The organism is Roseibium aquae, assembly GCF_008711285.1.
Lineage (GTDB): Bacteria > Pseudomonadota > Alphaproteobacteria > Rhizobiales > Stappiaceae > Roseibium > Roseibium aquae.
On sequence record NZ_VXDC01000020.1, the window covers coordinates 21,550 to 42,509 of the forward strand.

21 protein-coding genes and 1 pseudogene are annotated in these 20,960 nt (G+C 62.0%); 9 read left to right on the top strand and 13 right to left on the bottom strand.

Features of this window, described 5'->3' with window-relative positions; translation table 11 throughout:
- Positions 1-34 precede the first annotated feature (34 nt).
- A complete protein-coding gene (locus tag F0184_RS19515; RefSeq protein ID WP_150497832.1) occupies positions 35-1,270 on the top strand; it encodes a hypothetical protein in 1,236 nt (411 codons plus the stop codon).
- Between the two features lie 378 nt (positions 1,271-1,648).
- Here F0184_RS19515 and F0184_RS19520 read toward each other — a convergent pair whose 3' ends face one another.
- The 7 genes from F0184_RS19520 to F0184_RS19550 all read right to left on the bottom strand — a co-directional run bounded on the left by F0184_RS19520 (position 1,649) and on the right by F0184_RS19550 (position 11,742).
- Entirely contained in the window at positions 1,649-2,443 is a 795-nt protein-coding gene (locus F0184_RS19520) for an ATP-binding cassette domain-containing protein (RefSeq protein ID WP_150497833.1), read from the bottom strand.
- Positions 2,436-3,458: an ABC transporter ATP-binding protein gene (locus F0184_RS19525; RefSeq protein WP_150497834.1), complete on the bottom strand. Its 1,023-nt coding sequence runs from the start codon at positions 3,456-3,458 to the stop codon at positions 2,436-2,438. Before F0184_RS19525 ends, F0184_RS19520 begins: the two co-directional genes overlap by 8 nt.
- Position 3,459: 1 nt before the next feature.
- Positions 3,460-4,347: an ABC transporter permease gene (locus tag F0184_RS19530; protein WP_150497835.1), complete on the bottom strand. Its 888-nt coding sequence runs from the start codon at positions 4,345-4,347 to the stop codon at positions 3,460-3,462.
- On the bottom strand, positions 4,344-5,351 hold the full coding sequence (locus F0184_RS19535) for an ABC transporter permease (RefSeq protein WP_150497836.1): 1,008 nt from the start codon (positions 5,349-5,351) through the stop codon (positions 4,344-4,346). The genes F0184_RS19530 and F0184_RS19535 overlap by 4 nt, the downstream gene beginning before the upstream one ends.
- 71 nt (positions 5,352-5,422) lie before the next feature.
- A complete protein-coding gene (locus F0184_RS19540) occupies positions 5,423-6,997 on the bottom strand; it encodes an ABC transporter substrate-binding protein (RefSeq protein WP_150497837.1) in 1,575 nt (524 codons plus the stop codon).
- A gap of 62 nt (positions 6,998-7,059) precedes the next feature.
- A complete protein-coding gene (locus tag F0184_RS19545) occupies positions 7,060-10,902 on the bottom strand; it encodes a hydantoinase B/oxoprolinase family protein (RefSeq protein WP_150497838.1) in 3,843 nt (1,280 codons plus the stop codon).
- Positions 10,903-10,908: 6 nt separating this feature from the next.
- Entirely contained in the window at positions 10,909-11,742 is an 834-nt protein-coding gene (locus F0184_RS19550) for an IclR family transcriptional regulator (protein ID WP_206668388.1), read from the bottom strand.
- A gap of 5 nt (positions 11,743-11,747) precedes the next feature.
- Here F0184_RS19550 and F0184_RS19555 point away from each other — a divergent pair, with 5 nt between their 5' ends.
- The gene (locus tag F0184_RS19555) at positions 11,748-12,251 is read left to right on the top strand and encodes a hypothetical protein (RefSeq protein ID WP_244299368.1); all 504 of its coding nucleotides are present in this window, start codon (positions 11,748-11,750) and stop codon (positions 12,249-12,251) included.
- Positions 12,252-12,418: 167 nt separating this feature from the next.
- On the opposite strand, the pseudogene F0184_RS20960 reads toward F0184_RS19555, so the two are convergent.
- From F0184_RS20960 to F0184_RS19570, 3 genes and pseudogenes are all read right to left on the bottom strand, one after another.
- Positions 12,419-12,526 (bottom strand): annotated as a pseudogene (locus F0184_RS20960) (IS110 family transposase); the annotation flags it as partial.
- A gap of 256 nt (positions 12,527-12,782) precedes the next feature.
- The gene (locus F0184_RS19565; RefSeq protein ID WP_150497839.1) at positions 12,783-13,187 is read right to left on the bottom strand and encodes an EF-hand domain-containing protein; all 405 of its coding nucleotides are present in this window, start codon (positions 13,185-13,187) and stop codon (positions 12,783-12,785) included.
- 640 nt (positions 13,188-13,827) lie between these two features.
- The gene (locus F0184_RS19570) at positions 13,828-14,115 is read right to left on the bottom strand and encodes a hypothetical protein (RefSeq protein ID WP_150497840.1); all 288 of its coding nucleotides are present in this window, start codon (positions 14,113-14,115) and stop codon (positions 13,828-13,830) included.
- Between the two features lie 558 nt (positions 14,116-14,673).
- Here F0184_RS19570 and F0184_RS19575 point away from each other — a divergent pair.
- Genes F0184_RS19575 through F0184_RS19590 form a run of 4 tightly spaced genes read left to right on the top strand, consistent with a single transcriptional unit; the run spans position 14,674 to position 16,391 of the window.
- Entirely contained in the window at positions 14,674-15,315 is a 642-nt protein-coding gene (locus tag F0184_RS19575) for an NUMOD4 motif-containing HNH endonuclease (protein WP_150497841.1), read from the top strand.
- A complete protein-coding gene (locus F0184_RS19580) occupies positions 15,312-15,776 on the top strand; it encodes a crossover junction endodeoxyribonuclease RuvC (RefSeq protein ID WP_150497842.1) in 465 nt (154 codons plus the stop codon). Before F0184_RS19575 ends, F0184_RS19580 begins: the two co-directional genes overlap by 4 nt.
- Positions 15,773-15,976 (top strand): hypothetical protein, encoded by a 204-nt coding sequence (locus tag F0184_RS19585; protein WP_244299370.1) that lies wholly within the window; start codon positions 15,773-15,775, stop codon positions 15,974-15,976. The genes F0184_RS19580 and F0184_RS19585 overlap by 4 nt, the downstream gene beginning before the upstream one ends.
- On the top strand, positions 15,969-16,391 hold the full coding sequence (locus F0184_RS19590) for a DUF6362 family protein (protein WP_150497843.1): 423 nt from the start codon (positions 15,969-15,971) through the stop codon (positions 16,389-16,391). The genes F0184_RS19585 and F0184_RS19590 overlap by 8 nt, the downstream gene beginning before the upstream one ends.
- A gap of 52 nt (positions 16,392-16,443) precedes the next feature.
- Here the strand turns inward: F0184_RS19590 and F0184_RS19595 are convergent, their stop codons facing one another.
- The gene (locus tag F0184_RS19595; protein ID WP_150497844.1) at positions 16,444-16,857 is read right to left on the bottom strand and encodes a type II toxin-antitoxin system VapC family toxin; all 414 of its coding nucleotides are present in this window, start codon (positions 16,855-16,857) and stop codon (positions 16,444-16,446) included.
- Positions 16,854-17,138: a hypothetical protein gene (locus F0184_RS19600; protein ID WP_150497845.1), complete on the bottom strand. Its 285-nt coding sequence runs from the start codon at positions 17,136-17,138 to the stop codon at positions 16,854-16,856. The genes F0184_RS19595 and F0184_RS19600 overlap by 4 nt, the downstream gene beginning before the upstream one ends.
- 508 nt (positions 17,139-17,646) lie before the next feature.
- Here F0184_RS19600 and F0184_RS19605 point away from each other — a divergent pair.
- Positions 17,647-18,990: a ParB N-terminal domain-containing protein gene (locus tag F0184_RS19605; RefSeq protein ID WP_244299372.1), complete on the top strand. Its 1,344-nt coding sequence runs from the start codon at positions 17,647-17,649 to the stop codon at positions 18,988-18,990.
- On the opposite strand, the gene F0184_RS19610 is transcribed toward F0184_RS19605, so the two are convergent.
- Positions 18,927-19,199: a hypothetical protein gene (locus F0184_RS19610; protein ID WP_150497846.1), complete on the bottom strand. Its 273-nt coding sequence runs from the start codon at positions 19,197-19,199 to the stop codon at positions 18,927-18,929. The genes F0184_RS19605 and F0184_RS19610 overlap by 64 nt on opposite strands.
- Before the next feature lie 117 nt (positions 19,200-19,316).
- Here F0184_RS19610 and F0184_RS19615 point away from each other — a divergent pair, with 117 nt between their 5' ends.
- Both F0184_RS19615 and F0184_RS19620 read left to right on the top strand, forming a co-directional pair.
- Positions 19,317-19,889, top strand: a complete 573-nt coding sequence (locus F0184_RS19615; RefSeq protein WP_150497847.1) for a terminase small subunit, Nu1 — start codon at positions 19,317-19,319, stop codon at positions 19,887-19,889.
- Positions 19,828-20,960: phage terminase large subunit family protein (locus F0184_RS19620; RefSeq protein WP_208998575.1), on the top strand; the 1,133-nt coding region annotated here is incomplete at its 3' end. The genes F0184_RS19615 and F0184_RS19620, both read left to right, overlap by 62 nt.

The following is a 20,960-nucleotide window of genomic DNA, read 5'->3' on the forward strand; positions in this document are numbered from 1 at the left end:
TCCTGTCCTTTCTGACGATATTCGGGGAGGGAGCATGCCGTCCGATCTTAAGAAGTTCATCAATCCAAAATTCCTGCGCACGATCGACCTTGGTCTCCTCGCCCAACTTTTTGCGCGACACGGCGGGCAAGAGGAGGCGCCAGTCTCCTTTGATGGAGGCGCAGAAGCGGTTCGACAGGCGGCCACTGCCTATTTCACGGCGCCGGTGACGGAATGGTCCGAAGGGCTCATCGCCGATCTGCATCGGGTCGCCGACCTGGGAACAGGGGAGGGGCTTCAACTGATCCTCAACGAGGCCCGGCGCCAGGGCGTTGTTCTGTTTTCGGAAGGATGCGACGCCGCGGAGGATGCACCAGCGCACCAAGACGCCAAGCACGTCGCGCTGCACACCTATCTCAATCATCATTCGGTCTTCGAGGCGGCCGCCGATTTTCAGGCGCTGCGCGCGCCAAACGCCATGGCCGAGTTTCGCGGGCCGGAACGCGGTGTTTCTGCAGATCTGACCGACGCCAACCTCACCGCGTTCAAGACCGCCCTTGTGGACCTGCTCGCGGAGGATCTCCATGGCGAATATTGCCGCCTCGGACCCTACCAGGAAGAAGACGAGATCAACCTGGTCGTCAGTCATGGTGCACCGGTGACGACAACGCCGATCGTGTCCGGTGATCGTGAAGAGATCATCACCTTGCGGGCCGTCAAATACGCTGCCTTGAGGTATGTGCCCACCGAAGGCCTTCTGCGAATTGGCGGGGTCGCCCGTGGACGCCAGGCAGATGTGGCCGACCTTTTTGCCGAACACATCATTGGCCGCCCGGCGTTCTTCTCAGGATCTGATGCACGCGATCTCTACACCTTGGAGCCGGTCAGCCGGACCGGGTCCACCTTTGCCTTCAATCACGCCCATGATGACCGGATTGCCCAGGTCCGGATCGTTGCGGCGGCGGCCGATCTTTATGAACGGGATGATGAGACAGGGGAGGTGCGCCTCGTCCGGTCCTGGGTCTCGAAAGATGGCTCAGGGGCGGCGCTTCGTCATTTCGCGGGAAGCGAAGTGCGGTTCGGCCAGGCATGGCGGCTCGGGGAAATGACGTTTCGGGTCACATTCCGCACGGGAGCAACGCGGCCGGCCCAGGTGACCGTCCGCCTTAAGCCACCCGGCACTCTGGCCTTCCGGCGAACGCGGTTCGAGAAGGCAATTCACGATCTGATCGCCCGCAACGGGCTGGAAAAGACCCACGATGCTGCGCTGGCTGTGGACGCGGCTGAGTGAGGCCGGGACATCTGTCTTGATCTCCGGACGGGTGTTGAGGCGCTTTCCTGATGGAGAGGTCTACCGTCTTGTTCGGGCCCGGGTTCTGATCGAGCAGGGCAAGGCCGAAACCTGGTCGGTGTGCGCGCATTGTGACTGCGGCCTTGACGCGCGCCCCATCCGGACCGTCGGGGGCAAGGCGAGTATCGCTGCGCCATTGTCAACCTGTGTACAGTTCACTCCGCTGTCGCATTCTCGATGGCTCCGGTAATGCGCGATTATCGCGCCGCGCGCCGTTGGATCGAAACAAACCTGGGCGTATTCTTCGTTTTCGCGGGCTACAAACTCCTCACTGCGGACCACGAAACGCAGTGTGACGTTTTTTCCTATCGTGCAGGATCAGTCCGGCACTCGCACCTCGGGCATGGCCGCGAGCAAACTGCGGGCGTATTCGCTCTTAGGTGCGTCGAAAATCTGCTGCGTGCGTCCCTCTTCCTTGATCTCGCCCTGAAAGATGATTGCAACCCGGTCGCAAATGTAGCGGATCACACCGAGATCATGGCTGATGAAGAAATAGGTCAGACCGAGCCGTTCCTGCAGGTCGATTAGCAGGTTCAGTACTTGCGCCTGCACCGAGACATCCAGCGCCGAGGTCGGCTCGTCCAGCAGCAGCAGCGATGGTCCCGGAGCCAACGCACGAGCAATGCAGATCCGTTGACGCTGACCGCCCGAGAACTCGTGCGGGTGGCGGTATAAATGTTGGGGCCCAAGCCCGACCAGTTCCAGAAGCTCGGCCGCACGGTCGGTGCGTTGACGTCGGTCCAGCCCAAGTTTTCCCCGATGGATCAGCATCGGTTCGGTGACGATGTCATGCACCGACATGCGCGGGTTGAGCGAGGCATAGGGATCCTGAAAGACGATCTGCACTCGCGCGCGCAAAGCCCGCAAGGCCGCAGGGCCGAGCTTGGCCATATCTTGCCCTTCAAACAGGATGCGGCCCGACGTGGGCGTGTCGAGACGCAGGATCTGCCGTGTCAGCGTCGTCTTGCCGGAACCGCTCTCGCCCACCAGTCCCAAGCTTTCGCCCTTCGAGACCGAAAGATTGACCTGGTTCAGGGCGCGCACTCCCCCAGTTGACCCGAACAGCCCCCGCCGGGCTGGAAACGTGCGCGAGACGTTTTCTATCTCAAGCATGGTGCGCCGCCTGAACGACAGGACAGGCCACTAGATGGCCTGCCGCCCGTTCATGTTCCGCTGGAACTTTGGAACAGGACGGTTGCGCCAAGATGCAACGGGGTGCGAACCGGCAACCTGCGGGTGGCTGAACGAGATTGGGCACCGCGCCGGGCAAACCCTGAAGCGCGCCACGCGCCACATCTCGTCTGGGGATCGCTTGCATCAGCGCCTTGGTATAGGGATGGGCGGGGTCCGTCAGCACGGCGCGGATCGGCCCCTTTTCGACAATGGCTCCCGCATACATGACCGCAACATGGGTGCAGGTCTGCGCCACAACCCCCAGATTATGAGTAATGAGCACCACGCCCATGTCATGGACCGTGACCATTTGCTTCAGCAGGTCCAGTATCTGCGCCTGCACGGACACGTCGAGAGCTGTTGTCGGTTCGTCCGCGATAAGCAGGTCTGGCTGACCGACCAGCGCCATTGCGATCAGCACCCGTTGGCGCATCCCGCCCGAGAACTGGTGCGGATAGTCGTCCACACGGGTGGCGGCATCGGGGATGCCTACCTCGGTCAGCATGTCGATGGCCAAACGGCGCGCGGCCTGTCTGCGCGCCCATCGTCCTGCAGTCGCGGGCAGGCCTAGTATTTTGGAATCGTGCCGCGCGGCAGCAAGCGCGACGTCGATCAACTGCGTGCTGATGCGGAAGGACGGGTTCAAGTTCGTCGTAGGATCCTGAAAGATCATGCCGATACGCCGTCCGCGCAAGGCGCGCATCCGGGGCTCGTCCAGCGTTAAGACGTCTGTTCCGTTCAGCAGGATTTTCCCGCGCGTGTATTCGGCAGGCGGGGTGCGCACCAGCCGCGATACCGACAGACCGGTCAAGGATTTGCCGCAGCCTGTTTCTCCGACGAGGCCCCAGATCTGGCCTTTCTCGACGCTCAACGTAACCCCCGACAGGACTTTCGCAGCGCCCTCGAAGGAATGCATCGACAGATGCAAATCGCGGATTTCCAGCAACGATGCCATGTCAGCGCCTCGCGCGCGGATCGAGCACATCGCGCAATCCGTCGCCCAGAAGGTTGAAGCCGAAGACAGCCATGAACATCGCCAAACCTGGGAAGACTGCTGTCCACCAGAAATCCGGCATGTAGCTGCGCGCGATGGACAATTGCGTCCCCCATTCGGGCGTCGGTGGGCGGACACCGATCCCGATGAACCCTAGCGCGGCCACGGTGAGGATCGCAAAGCCCATGTCCAAAGACATCTTGACGATCACCGGCGAGACGATGTTGGGCAGGATATGACGGAACAGAACGCGAAACGGGCTGGCACCGATCGCCCGAGCAGCGGCCACGTAGACCTCTTCGCGGGCTTGCAGAACCTCGCCGCGCACCAGCCGCGCGTAGCCGGGCCACCACGCCAGCGCAATCGCGATGATCATGTTGCCGAACCCCGGTCCCAAGGCCGCCGCGACGGCCATTGCTAGGATCAGGCTGGGAAGGGTCAGCATCAGATCCGAGAAACGCATAAGTACGTCATCGATCCAGCCCCCATTGAACCCTGCCAAGGCGCCCACTATTACCCCCAGAACGGACCCGATAAAGACGACGGCGAACCCCGCGGACACCGAGACCGGCGTTCCAGCCATGACAAGGGATAGCACGTCTTGGCCCAACTCGTTGGTGCCAAAAGGATGCGCCAGCGACGGCGCGGAAAACCGGTTCGAGGTATCGACCCCACCGTCGACATGCTCGGGGAAAGGGGCCAGCACCGCACCAAACAGGGTGAAGAAGACAACCGTCGCGACCATGGCGGCCCCGATCAATGACAGACGGCTTTGGCGAAAGCGGTAAAAGGCTCGGCGCAGGGCCTCGGCCCGCGCGCTTCGCTTGTTGGACAAGTGCCTTTCGATCATTGGTATCTGACTTTCGGATTGATGACGCCGTAGAGCAAATCGATGACGATGTTAACGCTGATGAACAGCGCACCAATCACCAAGGCGACGCTGACCACGGGCATGAAGTCCTGAGCCACTATGGCCGATGTCGCGTAAAGCCCGACGCCAGGCCAGTCGAACACCGTTTCGACCAGAACCGTCCCGCCTAATAGCCAGCCGAAGTAGAGCCCGATCAAGGTCAGCGACGACGAAATAGCGTTGCGCAGCACATATTTGAAGACGATCAGGCGCGGCGACAGTCCCAAGGCCCGCGCCGTGGTCACGTAGTCCTGCTGCATCACTTCAATCGTTGCAGCGCGCATCATGCGCAGGATCGTCGCCAGCGGCGACAGGGACATCGCGATCGCAGGCATGGCAAGATAACGACATGCCGTCTGAAAGCTTTCCATGTCACCTGCCAGGAGCGCGTCGATGGTGTAGAAACCCGTCACGCCGGGAGGCGGTTCGAGGATGATCGGGAAACGGCCCCCCAGAGGCAGCCACATCAACCACATCGCAAAGCACAGCTGGAGCAGCAGGCCTAGAAAAAAGCGCGGCATCGAGATCGCCGCGACGCTTAGGATATTGGACAGGTAATCGGGCCAGCGATTGCGCCAGATCGCGGCCATCAGGCCGGCGGGAATCCCGACGACGATGGCGATCAGAAGTGCGGAGAACACCAGTTCCAGAGTCGCAGGCAGGTAGGCGGCGAGATCGTCCGCGACCGGGCGCCGAGTGAAGATCGACGTGCCAAAATCACCCTGAGCCAGGCCCGACACATACGTCCAGTATTGACCAAGGATCGGCTGATCTAAACCGAATTCCCGCGCTAGCGCCTCGATCTCTTCGCGGGTGGCGTTCGGTCCGGCTGCCAAACCGACAGGATCGCCCGGCAGCACGCGGGCGATCACGAACATGATGACCGTAAGGCCGAAAAGCACCGGCAGGATCAGCAGGATCCGCCTGAAGATGAACCGCAGCATAAGCGTCGGACCCTTGGAGCGTGGTCGGTACGGGCACACCGACGGCGGGTGCGCCCGGACGAGGTATCGGCCTAAAGCGACAGCGGCCAAGCGTCGACTGCGTTGGAGGCTACCGGGGTAAAGCTGAAGCCCTGCACCACATCGCGCATGCCCAGAAGGCGCTTCTCGAGTACGCCGAAAATGTCGGGACAATCCGCAACCAGCAAGGTCTGCAACTCGCCATAGATCTCGACGCGCCGCGCCGGATCGATCTCGGTGCGCCCGGCTTCGATCAGGGCATCCGCCGCAGGGTTGTTGTAAACAGCGTTCTGCCAGCCGCCATTGCGCGATGAATGGTAGGCGGCAAATGCGATGTTGTCAGGATCGCCGTAATTCGCCGTCTGATAGACCGGGAACAGGTCGGGGAAGGTCTCGGGCGACTGGCACGCAGCCACCATGTCGGGCCAGTTCATAGGCGTGATTTCCAGCTGAATGTTCAACGCCTGCAAGCTGTCCAGCAGGATCAGCGACCAGCGGCGTTGCTGTTCATTCCCGTTGACATGAACCATCTGCAACGTGATCCCGCCCTCGGGCGTCGCGGTCATAGCCAAATGCTCGCGGGCCTTGTCCAGATCGGTGCGGTAGATGGCCAGCGCTGGGTTGTGGCCCAGAATGCCGCTGGGCAACGGGCCTATCATCAGTTCCGCATAGCCCGCAGCCTCGAGCATGCCCTGATAGTTCATCGCATAGGCAATCGCCTTGCGCATGTTGATATCGGCCATCGGGCCGAACTCGGTGTTCATCTTGATCGAGAAAGTGCGATACTCCGTTTCGATGACCCGCATGACGCCCGGAGCACTTTCGAGCGAATTCATATCCTCGGAGGTCAGATTGAGCGCGATATGCACTTCGCCCCGCTGGAGCGCCAAACGCTGGGTCGAGGTCTCGCGGATAATCTGCCAGATCACGCCGTCAAGATTTCCGCCGTTTGCCTGCCACGCGGTTGCCGCGCGATCCAGATGATACAGCGCGCCCGGTTCGGCACGACGCACTGTGAACGGGCCGGACCCTGCAACATTGGCTTGCAGATAGGTCGCGCTGTCGTCACCGCCTTCGTTGGCTTCGGCGGTGGTCTTCGAGACGACGAAAATCCAAGCAATGACCTGAAGAAACGCCGCAAAGGGGCTGGCCAGATCGAAGCGCACCGTGTGATCGTCAATTGCCGTGATCTGGTCGGGATCAACGATGCCGCGGATCATCCAGCTGTTGCCTTTCGCTAGGCGCAGGGCGCGCTGGTAGGAATAGATAACGTCGGCGGCGGTGACGGGTGTGCCATCATGGAACACCGCTGCGGGATTCAATGCGAAGGTATATGAACGGCCATTCGCGCTAACATCCCAAGATTGGGCCAGCGCCGGGACGGGCTCGGGCGGGTTCCCGGAAACGCGCACCAGCGGGTCGTAAGTGTTGCGCATGAAGAAGCTCGCCGAATACCCGGTTGCAGTATGAGGGTCAAAGTTCGGAATGTCCTGCCCGGATGCAATGATTAGGATGTTGCGCCCGGATTGGGCGAACAGCTCTTGCGGGAAGGACGTGGCTGCCAAACCGGCGCCGCTGAGCGCCAGAAAGCTCCGGCGCGTTAGGGTTGAGAGGTCGATCGGGGGCATGCGCTTCTCCTTGCTGGTGCGGCCCGGGCGGATCTGTTCCGTTCGGGGGGGTATTCTTGATTTCACGCCGTTTCTGCCAGTTCGCTGTCTGGGGTTAGGGCCGTGGGGTGATGGCGACGAACGTAGTCGGGGCTGACATAGCCAAGCCGCAGGTCGCGCTTGACGAGTTCGGGATCGCGCTGCGCTGGATCGCCGTATCCCGCCCCACCGCTGAGCTTCAGTTCGATGCGCTCGCCGGGGCCGTGCAGTTCCACCAACTTTCCACTTCCGCAATCCTCGATGACGCTGCCGTCGGTCGCGAGCACTTTGCCGCTGGCCATGCCTCCGGGCTGTCCGCCGAAAAGACCGGGAATCGGGTTGGCCACACCCTCGGGGAACACTGAGGCCAGCGTCGTGCAGCCGTCGTCGATCCGCTTGCGGAACACGACCCTCTGGCCAAGCCCGCCTCGATGCCGTCCGGCACCGCACGAATCTATGACGAAGCCCTTTTCCTCGACCAAGATAGGGGCGCGGCTTTCCATTAATTCTATCGAGGTATTGGCTGCCGAGGTCGGCCACAATAGTGCCGAATGGCCGTCCTTGTGGTCCGATCCACCCTGTCCGCCCCCGCAAAACAACATGTCGGAATAGAAAATGCCTTCGCGATCTTGACCGTAGATGTTCGACGCGACTGCCAGCCCGGTGAAGGCCTGGACGGCACCCGGCCGCGCATGCGCGAGCGCCTGAAAGATATTCGGCGCCACATACCAGCCGGTGCGGGTTCGGATGTTGACCGAGGCCGGATAGGTGCAGTTCAAAATCGAGCCCTCGGGCGCCTTCACCGAAAACTGGCGGTAGCACCCTGCGTTTCCACGCACCTTGGGGGTCAGCATGCATTTCAGCGGATAGGTCGCATGCGCTGAAGTGTAGTTCAGCGTTGCATTCAGCCCGCCCTGCGGCAGTTGTGCGGGTGCTCCGTCGAAATCGATTTCCATCCGGTCCCCCACGACGTGAATGGCGACCGGATAGGTCAGGGTCTTGCCAAGGGGGTTGTTGCTGATTGTGGCGCGATAGGTACCATCGGGGATCGCGCGCACCGCGTCGCGCATCGCACCTTGCGATAGGTCCTGCACAACCTGCGCCAGCGCGACCAAATCCTCCATCCCGTACTCGGCCATGAAGGCTTCCAAACGCTCGACGCCGATTACATTCGCAGTTACGAAGGACTGTATATCACCGATCACCTGGGCGCCGTTTCGCACATTTTGGGCAATGATCCGAAAAAGGGTCTCGTTCGGAACGCCCGCGTCGAACAGCTTCATTGGCGGGATCTGCAGCCCTTCCTCGAAGATTTCGCGGGCCTTCAACGAATCCTTAGTGCCGCCTATATCCGAGACATGGCCGACCGTTCCTAACAAGCCAACCAGCCGACCGTTCCAGAAGGCAGGGGTAACGACGGCGATGTCGAAGAGATGCCCGGCACAAAGCCACGGATCGTTCGTCACCAGCACGTCACCTGGTTTCAGAGTCTCTGCAGGGTAGCGTTCCAAAAGCGCCTTCACCGCGCGCGGCAAGGTTAGATTGAAGACCGGCATCGCGCGCGGGCTGTGCGCCAACGTCTCGCCCTCGGGGTCCAGCAATTCGCAGGCGAAATCCTGCGCCTCGGAGATTACAAGCGAGAACGCGGTGCGGCAGACCGTTTGCCACATTTCCTCGACGACGTTCACAAGTCGACTCCACATGATCTCCAGCCCGATCGGATCGGCCTCAATCACGCGCGCCGCTTCTGCCCGGCTCATCCCAGCGGTAATTCGTGTCACAGCCTCCTGAATTGGGGCTACTTCGATGCAAAGGTTCAGCGTGTCATCGACGCGCATCCGGTCCCGCGGACCAAGCACGGTTGTTGCTTCGCGTTCCTCGATTATCGCGGGACCATCGATCCGGCTTCCGGGAACCAGCGCATATCGATCGTAAACGGTCGCCTCGTGCATGCCGTCGGCGAACCAGGCGCGGCGTCGGCTTTTGACAAGACCTTCGCCGCCCGCACCCCCGGCGGCTCCGGTGACCGAGATCGCTGGTTTTGGGCCAATGCAGCGCAGACGAAAGGTCACGATCTCGATGTGCGCGCCTTCGAAAACCTTGGTATACCGTGACTCATAGGCCTTAGCGAAAGCGTCGCGGATTTTGGGCAGGCTATCAGACCCCAAGAGCCCTGAAGGCAGCTGCACCGAGATATCGTGCATCTGGCCGACAAGACGCATGTCGGCATGGGCTTCTACGGTAATGTCGCCCGCGCTGACGCCTGCCGCTGTCAGCTGACCGCGCCCTTCGGAGGCAAGATCATGAAGGATCGCGTTTACCGCGTCGGCGTCGAAGGCGTCGGACAGCTCGACCCGGTACGACCGCGCGCATTCGAAACTGAGCGGAGCGATGAGAAAACCGAGCGCGGATGCCGCCCCTGATGCTGGTGGGATGATGACCTCGGCGACGCCCATCGCGCGCGCCACGTTCACCGCATGCGCCGGGCCAGCCCCCCCGAAGGCGACCATCGCATAGTGGCGCGGATCCTTGCCCTTTTCGATCAGGTGGACGCGTGCTGACGCCGCCATGTTTTCCGCCACGACTTTGTGGATGCCGAGTGCGGCGTCTTCGATGCTCAGCCCCAACGGCTTTGCAATTGTCGCCACCGCGCGGCGGGCGGCATCCATATCGAGCGTCATCCGCCCGCCCAGAAAAAAGTCCGGATCGTAGTAGCCCAGTACCAGATTGGCGTCGGTCACCGTAGGCTGCAAACCACCCAGCGCGTAACAGGCCGGCCCCGGGTCCGAGGCCGCAGAGTGCGGACCGACTTTCAGAAGGCCTACTTCATCCAGCGCGGCGATCGATCCGCCCCCTGCGCCAATCTCGATCATGTCGATCACCGGTGCCTTGATGGGCAGTCCCGAGCCTTTGGTGAAGCGATGGACGCGCGCCGCCTCCATCATCGGTGCGATCTCCGCACGACCATTCTCGATCATGCAGGCCTTTGCGGTGGTGCCACCCATGTCGAAGGAAATCACATCCGCCCGATCGGCCAATTGTCCAAACAGCGCCGTGGCCAAACCACCCCCCGCAGGCCCCGATTCCAGCAAACGGATCGGCAAATCGCGCGCCATCTGAAGGGAGACCAGCCCCCCGGCCGAGTGCATGAGCCTGAGCGGCCCACGAAAGCCACGCGCCCGGAGCTCGGCTTCGAGACGCTTCAAATATCGGTCCATGAGCGGCTGTACATAGGCATTTGCGCAGGTCGTAACCGTGCGCTGATACTCGCCAATTTCTGCCACCACATCCGAAGACAGCGAGATCGACACATGGGGCGCGACTGCGCGGATCAGGTCGGCGGCGCGGCGTTCATGAACAGTGTTGGCGTAGGCATGCAGGAAAGCGATGGCAATCGCCTCGCATCCCTCGGCCACCAGCGCCTTAGCGGCCCGGATGACGCCTGCTTCGTCCAGCGGGGTCAGAACTTCGCCCAGCGCGTTGATGCGTTCTCCGACTTCAAGCCGCAGGTCGCGCGGGGCAAGCGGATCGGGAAACGAGACGAATAGATCGTATATATCGTAGCGCTGCTCGGTCCCCATCTCCAGAATGTCACGGAAACCTTTCGTGGTGATCAGGCCTAAGCGCGCGCCTTTGCGTTCGATGACGGCGTTTGTGACCAGCGTAGTGCCGTGCACCATTTCGCCTAAATCCGACAAAGCGATCCCGCGCATCTCGACCAGTTCTTCCAGCCCTGTCAGCGCAGCCTCAGCCGGGTCATTGGGGGTGGTTAGACGCTTGTGCAGTGTCACGCTGCCCGCGATGCCGTCATAAAGGATGAAATCGGTAAAGGTGCCGCCGATGTCGACCCCGACCCGCCAGCGCATCCCATTGCTCGTTCCGCTCATTCCGGGTCACCTTTTTTTGGCTGTCATGTCGCCGAGGGCAGCCGCAACCTCGGCCGCACCGTTGAGCAACATGGTTTCGATGGATTTGCGTTCCTCGTCTGTCGCCAGCGCCTGCGGATACACGATGCAAAGCGCGACGGCTTCGCTGGTCTCCGGGTCGCGGACCGAGACGGAAAGGGCATCGACCCCTCGTGTAGATTCTTGGCTTGAGAACGAAACCCCAGTGCTCCGCACCTCTGCAAGCCTCTCCAGAAGCTCGTCGACCGTCTGTGGCGACAGCTCCGAAGGCGGCGTAATACCCTCCGGAAACATTGCCCGCACTTCGGCGTCGGAATAGAGGGCTAGAAGCGCGCGCCCAGTGCCGCTGCCGTGTGAGCTGAGCTTGCGGCCGATGCTGGAGACGACGCGAAGCGCGTGGGTGCCGGGCTGATCGCTGACCGCAGCGATCTCGCCACCAATCAGCTTGCTGACATATCCGGTGTGACCGGTTGCAGCGCTGATCCGAGCGACCGCTTCGGACGCGCGCTCAACAAGGCTCGACGAGCGGCGATAGCTGCTGGCGGCCGCGATGACCAGCACGCCCGGGCGATATCGTTTGGTGTTTCCGATTGTCTCTAAAAGCCCCGCATCGCGCATTGCCCTGAGCAGTCGTGAGGCGTTGCTTTTGGGAATCCCCAGCTGTTCGACCGTATCCGTTACAGTCAATTCCGTGCACTCGGAATTGAAACAACGAAGAACAGAAGCGGCAGAGTTGAGGATTGTCATGGAGATAAAAGTTGCACGAAATGGAACAATGGTTCTGTTAAATAAAACTTTTGAATCGATTTGCCTTTCTGTCAAGAACTTTGAGTGACCTGCTTCACGAGCGGTGCCCGGAGAACGGCTGGCTGCTGCTGGTCTATGACGGCGCGACCTGGATCGGCACCACACCGGCGGCGCGGCAGAACATGTCGCTGCTCGGCGTCGGCACCACCGCCAACGTCTCGAACCCGTTCTCGGCCAAGCTGAACGCCGCGCTCTGGACAGCGAAGACCGTGGCCAAGGGCGGCACCGGCGATCTGTTCTTGCAACTGAACAAGGAGGCCGCAGGCAACGATCTCGGGCTTACGCTGAAGACTGGCTTCGTGACCAAGGCGCTGGTGGGGCTGTTCGGCTCCGACCGCTTCCGCCTCTCGGTCTCCGCCAACGGCAGCTCTTTCTTCGACGGGGTGAGCGTCGATAAGCCCATGCAAAACGGATTTATTGAAAGGTTCATGTATAGACGGCCCCGCGGGCGCAAGTGTTTTGAACGTGATGTTCATCGGCGGGTGCGTTCATCTATTCGGCCTGTTCGTGCAGCCCATACATGACTGCTGGCCCTGATGGTGTCCGCGGATCGAGGCCTCATCAATGGGACGCGCTTCAGCGCGCATAAAGCTCTCCGGGCCTTTTCGATCCTCAGCTCTGCCGATTGGCCATCCCGTCGCTATTGCACTTGTGCCACCTGGTCGGGTCTCTGTTAGTTCGATTTGTAAGGTTACGCGTTCCGGAACACCTCCCCGGTAGAGAGCATCGCCCAAATAGCCCGGGCGAGCTTGTTTGCGACCGCAACGGTAGGAACCATAGGCCGACGACGTTCTAACAAGGTGAACCGTGCCGGGTTTGCCGGAGGGGCGAACTGATGAGGATGCTGGGCGATACACGGCGGCCGGTGGTCGGGTAGTGCCTCCGGCGGCGGCGTATGCGTACTGAACTCTCAAGGCTGCGATCAAGGGATGGGGTGTGGCGCGTGTGTCTTAGGGCCACCCAAAGCCATTGGAATTGACGCCCCTCGGAGTCCACCACCCGAGCGTGAGCCCGGGCGGCGCGGCGCGTTTACACGCTATATCGGTTAATCCGCTCTATTTTTCATCCGGGTCGGAGCCGAGCGCTTCCATCAATTGATCGAAGGTGTTCGATTGTATGCTGTTGCCGTTGCCCATCATTGACGACAAGCCGCCTCCTTGTTCTTGCAGGGACAGAAGCTGCGGCAACATGCTTGCCGCGGGACCGTTGCCCGACCGTGAACCGAGGCGGTCCTTGAACTCGTCACCGGTCACTTCTCCGCTGCCATCGGCATCCAACTCGGCAAATAGTTCCTCGCGGGACAGGCCGGCTGCAGAACCTGCCCTGTTGAGCGGATTGTCCTTTGACGCTTTATTGAACTCGTCTAGTGAAAGCCCTTTGCTGCCGTCGGTATCGGCCGTATTGAACCTTTCAGTCATTCGTTCTTTGAACTGGGCCTGAATGGACGAAAAGTCCATCATTCCAGATGATAGTCCACCTATCGACATAGTTCCGGTTCCTTCTCGTGAACGAGACATGCAGCCTTGGTAATGCGTGTCGGGTTTTTCGGCTTCGTAGGGGAAGCAAAGAACAGGCCAGTTCAAGCCGGTCCGGACACTGGGTTACCTCTTTTCGCGCACGCACACGCGAAGGATGATGCCGGAAAAGGTTCACAAGGGACGGTCAATCATGCCTGAACCTGGCCGCGGCCAGGCTCAGGCACATTGCAGCCGGCAAATGGTCCGCCCGCAAATAGATCAGCATGGCACCGCATTACCAGGAGCAACACCAAACCCACGGAGCCGTCGCCTGAAAACGAAAGTGCGAAAGATATTTGACACTACCCCATCTGGTTTTCAGGTCGCGGAATCTCTCATCTCCGGCGATCGCGAAGGCGTAGCTTTCAATCTGCGTTAGCTCTTTCGCGCCAATCACGACGGATGGGCGCTTTAATTTAACGATCAGATTCTCAAGCTTTTCCGACCGGCTGAGAGGAACTGCTCTCGATAGCATCAAATCAACAATGCCTGTTTTCCCGTCAAACCGCGAATACCGCCGATAGGTCGGGCACGGCTCGTTCCGGATCAAGTGACCGGAACTTTCGGTCGAGCTCGGAAATCATCACCTCGACGCCCGTTCCAAGCGCTCTGAACCGGCCTTTTCGCTCCTTGCCGCGCAAAGCGCCCTTGCTTTTGGATCGCGCGCCATGCCGTTTCCATGACCCTCCGACCTTCCCGAACAGCGCTTCAGCCTCTTGGCGTGAGAAGCCGTGCCGTTGTCCGTCACCGTGATGGAGCGAATGCCGAGGTCGCCCACGTCGACGTCAACGTCAACGTCGACACGCGTGGCGTACGCCTGCACCGGCGTCGCATTCGCAAGCTTGCGCAGATGATCGTGCTCGACCTGCATTCAGAAAGTGGCATTTGCCATCTAAGCCCCTCGACTACAGACTGTTTCATCCGTCCAGAATCGGTTCGAAGGAAAGCGGGTGTCAAAGAAATCGACACTGTTCTAGCCGGCGCTGATGTGAAGGGCGCGCCGTCCCAACCTCCCCGCTGGTCCCAACCCTGTCCCAACCTCCGAAGGGGGTTGGGGACACGAAAAGACGTTCAATAACAACGGTGTCCCCAACCTCACCCTGTGGTCCCAACCTTTTGCTACACATTCATGTGGGAGAACGGAAAAGGTCGGGAACATGTTTTTCTATACGAAAAGAGAAGGACCCCCGTTGGGGACACCGAGGTTGGGACCACATCCGGTCAAGTGATTGGAGTGAAACGATAAAGGACTGTCCCAACCCCCCTCTAAGGTTGGGACCACGCGTTCGGAGGTTGGGACCGGGACGGGCAGCCCGTCGATTTTCGCCGGCCGCGTCGCCCATGGTCGTTTTTGCTTTGGCCGGGGACCGCAGGATGCTAAATCTTGCGGTGACCGAAGCCGAAGGTTCACAGCTTGTGAGCCTTCACGATGAACACACCGATCCCCGCGCAGGATGTGAGCCCCGAAACGGGCGCGATCTCCCGGTCCTGCATCCTCGCCCTCGACCTTGGCACCACGGCCGGCTGGGCGCCTTGCGAACCGGCAACAACGGCCGCCGCAGTCGAATGGCGGATCATCCCCGATTGGCCCGCATACGAGGTGTCATCCGAAGGGCGGGTTCGCAGGATGCGGCAGTCCAAGGGCGCGAAAGCGGGCCGCGTCCTCCGCCCTTCGCTCAACATGCAGACCGGGTATGTCTCGGTCTGCCTTTGCGAGCGTCCGAGATCGAAGCGCATCGACGTTCACCGTCTCGTTGCCCTGACATTTCTGGGCCGCCCGCCCTCCGCGCATCATCTTGTCGCGCACAATGATGGCGATCGTACCAACAACGCCGTTGGCAATCTGCGATGGGCAACGCAGGCCGAAAACCTTGCCGACTGCACGTTGCACGGCACCGCCTTGAAGGGCTCGAGGAACCCCGCGTCCGTCATCACAGAGATCGACGTTCGCGCAATCCGTCGAATGAAGATCGCCGGAATTCCACGACCATTGATCGCCGAGGGCTACGGTCTCCATAAGCGTTCGGTGTTCAAGATCCTCGCGCGGTCCAGCTGGGAGCACGTACGATGAGCATCTTGGCTTTGGACCTTGGTACGCGGACTGGATGGGCGCTTCTAACGCGTGATCGGGCAATCACGAGCGGCGTCGTCGACTTCAGGCAGGACCGATGGCAGGGCGGCGGTATGCGCTTTCTGCGCTTCCGGGGCTGGCTGGACGAAGTCCATCGACTCTCCGGCGGTTTCGAACAGCTGATCTACGAGCAGGTTCGCCGGCATGCGGGGACAGACGCCTCCCATCTCTACGGAGGCTGGTTGGCAATTCTTGAGGTTTGGTGTGAGCAAAACTCCATAGCCTATGCCGGCGTACCGGTCGGCACCATCAAGCGCCACGCCACCGGCAAGGGCAACGCACCGAAGGAGGCGATGATCGCGGCGGCACGCGCCCGGGGCTTCAGCCCCGCGGATGACAACGAGGCCGACGCGATCGCCATCCTGCTCTGGGCGCTGGAGACCCGGGGAGGTGTGCAATGAGCGGCATGCGGTTCACGCCGAAGGGCTATGGCGGGCGTCGCCGCGACCCGGAGCAGGTCAAGCGCGAGGGGTGGCACGAACAGCGCATGCTGGCGGTCTCGCTGGACGACCAGCGTCTCACCTGGCCGGAGCGTGAGTTGATCCGTCAACTCGGGGACAAGCTCTACGGAAAGCGACAGGAGGACGGGTCTCATGCGTGAATGGACAACTGCCCGCGTTCAGGACCGCCTCGAAATGGCCGCCGACGTGTTCGCGCAACTGCCCGCAGTGAAGCCGCAGGGCCCCTTCAACGCCTGGCCCGAGTACTTCCACAGCTTCGCCGATCAGGTCGGCCAGCAGCCGCAGATGCGTCGGCCTAGGCCTGGCCCGCGGCAGATCACGCAGGCCGAGGAGGCCATGCTCTGGCTGCGGTGGCTCGAGAAGGACGACGCACGGATCGTCTGGCTGCGCGCGAACCGGACACCGTGGAAACCCATCTGTTGGGAGCTCGGCATAAGCCGGGCCACGGCGAACCGGCGCTGGCAGTACGGGATCGCGGTCATCGTCTGGCGGTTGAATTGGAGGCAGGTGCCTAGGAAGCGGTCGATGGAGTTCGTGGTGGCGGCAACGAACTGAACGGGTTTTATTGAAGTTGGGATGCGAAACTTGAATAGGCGTGCTGAGCTATTCAAGGCTCAAACGGGTTCAGCACGTCCACGTCGAGCCCTGCAACATCGGCCCCGTTGCGGGTTACCAGCGTCAGACCGTTGACCTTGGCTGTCGCTGCCAGCAGCGCGTCAATAACCGGCACTGGACGGATCGCGTTCATCCGGCCCCATTCCTCCGCGACGGCCGTGTCGACGGGTAGCACCCTGTCGCCGAAACCCGCAATCACGTCGCCGAGCCATGCCTCGAGCGCCTCGGCCTTCCGGGGATCGCGGCGGCGCACCAGTTCTACGCCCTTGCGGATTTCGCCCAAAACCAATGCGCTGAGCCACAGGTCATCCTCGGCCACGCCCGCCCACCAGGTGGCAACTGCTGGGTCGCACCTCTCGCCCTTGCGCACTTCGGAAATGATGTTCGTGTCGATCAGGTAGCTCACAGGGAGACATCGCGCCCGAAATCGCGGGGACGGTCGAGATCGATCCCGTCGAGCGGCGCCGAGGCGATGAGCGCTTTGAGCCCACCCGCGCGGGGCATCGCGATCTTCTCGCGAAGTATAGCGCGCGTCTCGCTCTCGCGTGCGGGATCGCCCAAGGCGGTGGCGACGTCCCGGACGAGGGCAGCGTCTTCCTTGCGGACCTGAACTTCCACGCGCACGAAGCCCTGCTGCTGACGGCGCTTGCGCCACTGGGTGACGGGAGACGGATCGGTGCTGGCCATGTTGCCCTCCATTACCGGAAATACTACCGGAAAGATGAGTGCGCGGCAACAGGCTTCAAGATCGCGCTGTCAAGTCCGAACGCACCTGCGAGACAATTTCTTGCGAGACACCGCAAGACGAGACGGATCGCCCTTTTAACGGTATCCATGGCGATATACTCGCTCTCGTGCGCTCAGGCGAACCGCCGTTCATCCTGCGGTGGACACCGGGGCTGGTTTCCGGGGTCCAGCGGGGGTCCAGGCCGCCAAGTTATTGTTTTCCGGTTCCTTTTCGGGCAAAACGTATGCTGGCGGGCGAAGCGCGACGCTTTCCCAGTGACGCCCCCGAAAACAGCCGTTTCGTTTCGTTTTGCCGAATTCGTCAATGAAATCAGCCCCTGACGGTCTGAACACACCCGCCTGAAACGAAATGGGGGGCAGGGGGGCATTTCGCTTTCGCGGGCCGCCGTTTCGTTTTCCGCGCCGCCCCGTTTCGCGTCAGCGCCCACATCAGGACATTTCGATGGACGTGATCGACCTGCCGCTTGCGCAGATCATTCCCTATGCGCGCAACCCGCGGCGGAACGACAAGGCCATTGCCACGGTGGCGGCCTCGATTGCCGAGTTTGGCTGGCGCCAGCCGATCGTGGTCGATGAGCAGATGGTCGTGCTGGCCGGGCACACGCGGCTGGAGGCGGCACGTCAACTCGGCCTTGAAACCGCTCCGGTGCACGTTGCCAAGGGCTTGAGCGAAGCACAGGCCCGCGCCTACCGGTTGATGGACAACCGTTCGGGCGAGAACGCTGAATGGGAAGAGGCGCTACTTGGCCTGGAACTGGGCGATCTTCTAGAAGCGGAATTCAATCTTGAACTGACCGGGTTTTCGGATGGGGAACTGGATCGCTTGCTGGCCGAAGCGGTTGCAGGCCTTGATGGTGACGCCGGGGGCTCCGTGCCGCCGGTGACCATCCCCGAACCACCGCGCGACCCGGCCTCGCGGACGGGCGATCTCTGGATCCTCGGAGATCATCGATTGCTGTGCGGTGACAGCACCAGCGCGGCCGATGTGCGCCGCCTGATGAACGGCGAGCGGGCGATCCTGTTCGCCACCGACCCACCGTATCTCGTCGACTACGACGGCTCGAACCACCCGACCCGGAACAAGGACTGGTCGGCGTCCTACGGCACGACATGGGACGACAGTTCGCAGGGCGCGGAACTCTACGACGGCTTCATCGCTGCAGCCGTGGCCGAGGCCATCGCCGAGGACGCCGCATGGTACTGCTGGCACGCCTCGCGCCGCCAGGCGATGCTGGAGGCTTGCTGGGAGAAGGCGGGCGCCTTCGTGCATCAGCAGATCATCTGGGTGAAAGATCGCGGCGTCCTGACCCGGTCCCACTACCTCTGGAAGCACGAGCCCTGTTTCATGGGCTGGCGCCGCCCGAACCGTCCGCCGAAGGTGGCCGAGGAAACGCTGCCATCGACATGGACGCTGCCGAGTTTCGCCAAGGATGACCGGCCCGACCACCCGACGCCGAAACCGCTCGACGCCTTCGGCATCCCGATGCGCCAGCATGTGGCGCGGGGTGGGCTCTGCTACGAGCCGTTCTCGGGCTCCGGGTCGCAGATCATGGCGGGCGAGGCCAATGGCCGACGGGTCTTCGCGCTGTGCGGCAGCGCTGAGGATGATGGCTTGGGTGTCGGAAAGCATGGGTCTCGGGTCTCCGTATTCAGGCCCGCGTCATGCAGCGCCTTCTACGACCCCGAGCCGCGCAGGGCGCGCGGCGGGAGTTCCGGCAGCGCCGGAGATCAGCGGGCGTGCTCGCCCTCGCCGAAGGCGCTGTCGGTGATGCGCTTCAGAAGGCTCGCGTAGTGCTCGAGGGTGCCGACCATCGCCCAGCCCGCCTCGTCGGGGGCGCAGTTGAAATGGTCGTCGCTGAGGGTCTGCAGCCGGGCGAGCATCTCGTCGATCTCGGCCTTCTTGGCCGTAAAGGCGTTTAGCGCCGCCTCCTTGTTGCACCGGGCTTTTTCGGCGCGAAGTTCGTGGCGGGGTGTTGTCTGTGGGTTCATGCGGGTGATCATCGTGCTGGCTCCGTTGGGTGCATCGTTTCGGTGTAAGCAGCTTCGCTCTGGCGCGGGTGCTTATCCACTCTAATCGGAGCAATATCAGTGCTTTGATCGAGGTTTTTGGATCATCAAGTGTCATCATCGGCGCAAGCCCTTGCGGTGATTGCCAAGTTGCTGGATCTCTCGGAGCGCCGGGTGCAGCAATTGAGCCGCGAAGGGGTGCTCCCTAAGGCCACGCGCGGCAAGTACGATCTGATCGGCTCGGTGCGGGGGTATGTCCGCTACCTGCGCGACCAGGCGAACAAGGCGCAGGCCGGAGCGCCGGACTATGCGGCGGAGCGGGCACGCTTCATCCGGGCGCGGGCGGATCTTGCCGAGATGGAGGCCGAGGAAAAACGGGGTTCCGTCATCGCGGCCGAAGAGGTCGGAACCGCATGGATCGCCGTGCTGGCGCTGTTGCGCACACGATTGCTGGCACTGCCGGACCGGTTGGCGCCGCAAGCCCATGAGCTCTCAAACGTCGGAGACATCCGTAACCTGATCCGTGCCGCTATCCGCGAGGTGCTCGATGATCTCGCGCAGTCAGATGTCAAACTCGAGACCGACATTGACCTTGCGGGGGGCGCCGATCCTGAAGCGGACGGTGAAGAGGGCCCTGTCGGTTCTGAAGCCACCGCCGGATCTGACGATCAGCGACTGGGCTGATCAGAACCGCCGCTTGAGTTCCGAGGCCAGTGCCGAGCCGGGCCAATGGCGCACGAGCCGGGCGGAATACCAGCGCGGGATCATGGATGCGATCTCGGATGCCTCGACCGACACGGTGGTCATCATGTCCAGTTCACAGGTGGGCAAGACGGAAGTGGTCAATAATTGCGTCGGATACCACATCGACCAGGACCCGGCGCCGGTCATGGTGGTGATGCCGACCGAGCGCGACGCGGAAACCTGGTCAAAGGACCGGTTCTCGCCGATGGCCCGCGATACGCCTTGTCTGCAGGGCAAGATCGCCAATCCGCGCTCGCGCGACGGCACCAACAAGATCCTGCACAAGCGGTTTCCAGGCGGGCATCTGACCATTGTGGGCGCGAACGCGCCCTCGGGTCTGGCCAGCCGCCCGATCCGGCTGCTGCTGTGTGACGAGGTGGACCGTTATCCGTTCAGCGCGGGTGCCGAGGGCGACCCGGTGAACCTCGCCAAGAAGCGGACGGTGACCTTCTGGAACCGCAAGATCGTGCTGGTCTCGACGCCGACCAACAAGGGCGCGAGCCGGATCGAGGCGGCGTTCGAGGAAAGTGACCAGCGCCGGTTCTGGGTGCCTTGCCCGGCCTGCGGTGCAGAACAGCTGCTGATTTGGGGGCAGGTCAAATGGGACAAGGATGAGGCTGGCGGCCACCGCCCCGAAACCGCCCGCTACCACTGTGCCGATTGCGACATGCCGTGGAAGGATGAGATCCGCTGGTCGGCCATCTCCAAGGGCCGCTGGATCGCGGACGCGCCATTCAGCGGGACAGCAGGCTTCCATCTCAACGAGATCTATTCTCCTTGGGTGCGGCTCGAAGCCATGACCAAGGCGTTCTTGTCGGCGCGCGCTGGCGGGGACGAGACGATGAAGACCTTCGTCAACACCTCCCTGGGCGAGACCTGGATGGAGGCCGGCGAGGCGCCCGACTGGCAACGGCTGGCAGACCGGCGTGAGGCGTGGGCGCCAGGCACGGTGCCGGAGCGCGGCCTGTTCCTGACGGCAGGCGCCGACGTGCAGAAGGACCGGATCGAAGT

What these genes read in the sequence shown, in the direction of transcription:
- F0184_RS19535 (WP_150497836.1), bottom strand. Translation starts at nt 5,351, where the DNA reads ATGCTGCGGTTCATCTTCAGGCGGATCCTGCTGATCCTGCCGGTGCTT.
- F0184_RS19585 (WP_244299370.1), top strand. Translation starts at nt 15,773, where the DNA reads ATGAGCGGCATGCGGTTCACGCCGAAGGGCTATGGCGGGCGTCGCCGC.
- F0184_RS19575 (WP_150497841.1), top strand. Translation starts at nt 14,674, where the DNA reads ATGAACACACCGATCCCCGCGCAGGATGTGAGCCCCGAAACGGGCGCG.
- F0184_RS19610 (WP_150497846.1), bottom strand. Translation starts at nt 19,199, where the DNA reads ATGATCACCCGCATGAACCCACAGACAACACCCCGCCACGAACTTCGC.
- F0184_RS19565 (WP_150497839.1), bottom strand. Translation starts at nt 13,187, where the DNA reads ATGATGGACTTTTCGTCCATTCAGGCCCAGTTCAAAGAACGAATGACT.
- F0184_RS19530 (WP_150497835.1), bottom strand. Translation starts at nt 4,347, where the DNA reads ATGATCGAAAGGCACTTGTCCAACAAGCGAAGCGCGCGGGCCGAGGCC.
- F0184_RS19515 (WP_150497832.1), top strand. Translation starts at nt 35, where the DNA reads ATGCCGTCCGATCTTAAGAAGTTCATCAATCCAAAATTCCTGCGCACG.
- F0184_RS19545 (WP_150497838.1), bottom strand. Translation starts at nt 10,902, where the DNA reads ATGAGCGGAACGAGCAATGGGATGCGCTGGCGGGTCGGGGTCGACATC.
- F0184_RS19525 (WP_150497834.1), bottom strand. Translation starts at nt 3,458, where the DNA reads ATGGCATCGTTGCTGGAAATCCGCGATTTGCATCTGTCGATGCATTCC.
- F0184_RS19520 (WP_150497833.1), bottom strand. Translation starts at nt 2,443, where the DNA reads ATGCTTGAGATAGAAAACGTCTCGCGCACGTTTCCAGCCCGGCGGGGG.
- F0184_RS19580 (WP_150497842.1), top strand. Translation starts at nt 15,312, where the DNA reads ATGAGCATCTTGGCTTTGGACCTTGGTACGCGGACTGGATGGGCGCTT.
- F0184_RS19600 (WP_150497845.1), bottom strand. Translation starts at nt 17,138, where the DNA reads ATGGCCAGCACCGATCCGTCTCCCGTCACCCAGTGGCGCAAGCGCCGT.
- F0184_RS19540 (WP_150497837.1), bottom strand. Translation starts at nt 6,997, where the DNA reads ATGCCCCCGATCGACCTCTCAACCCTAACGCGCCGGAGCTTTCTGGCG.
- F0184_RS19570 (WP_150497840.1), bottom strand. Translation starts at nt 14,115, where the DNA reads ATGCAGGTCGAGCACGATCATCTGCGCAAGCTTGCGAATGCGACGCCG.
- F0184_RS19590 (WP_150497843.1), top strand. Translation starts at nt 15,969, where the DNA reads ATGCGTGAATGGACAACTGCCCGCGTTCAGGACCGCCTCGAAATGGCC.